Origin of the sequence: Microbacterium sp. GbtcB4 (assembly GCF_019091465.1) — a bacterium.
Taxonomy (GTDB): domain Bacteria; phylum Actinomycetota; class Actinomycetes; order Actinomycetales; family Microbacteriaceae; genus Microbacterium; species Microbacterium paraoxydans.
The window spans coordinates 1-260 of the sequence record NZ_JAGXJJ010000223.1; the positions used below are offsets into that span (position 1 = coordinate 1).

Sequence of the window (260 nt, forward strand, 5' to 3'; positions counted from 1 at the left end):
TCAACGCGATCCTCATCACCAGCGGTTCGGTGGCCGAGCAGGTGCGGGAGCAGTTCCCCGTGATCCCGGACGAGACGCTGCTCGCGGCGATCGGCCCGCGCACGGCCAAGGACGCCGTGCGCGCCGGCCTGCCCGTCTCGGTGGTCGCCGATCGGCAGACCATCGATGCGCTGATCGGTGCCGTGTCGCAGTTCACCCTTCCGCACGCGGCAGACGAGTTCGCGCCGTGAGCTTCCCCGACATCCGTCTGCGCCCACTGC

General features: G+C 70.4%; 1 protein-coding gene. It reads left to right on the forward strand.

Annotation, left to right across the window (positions count from 1 at the left end; genetic code table 11):
• A partial coding sequence (locus KVS71_RS17760) for a uroporphyrinogen-III synthase (RefSeq protein ID WP_217585195.1) occupies positions 1-230 on the forward strand: 230 nt, incomplete at its 5' end.
• Between the last annotated feature and the right edge of the window lie 30 nt (positions 231-260).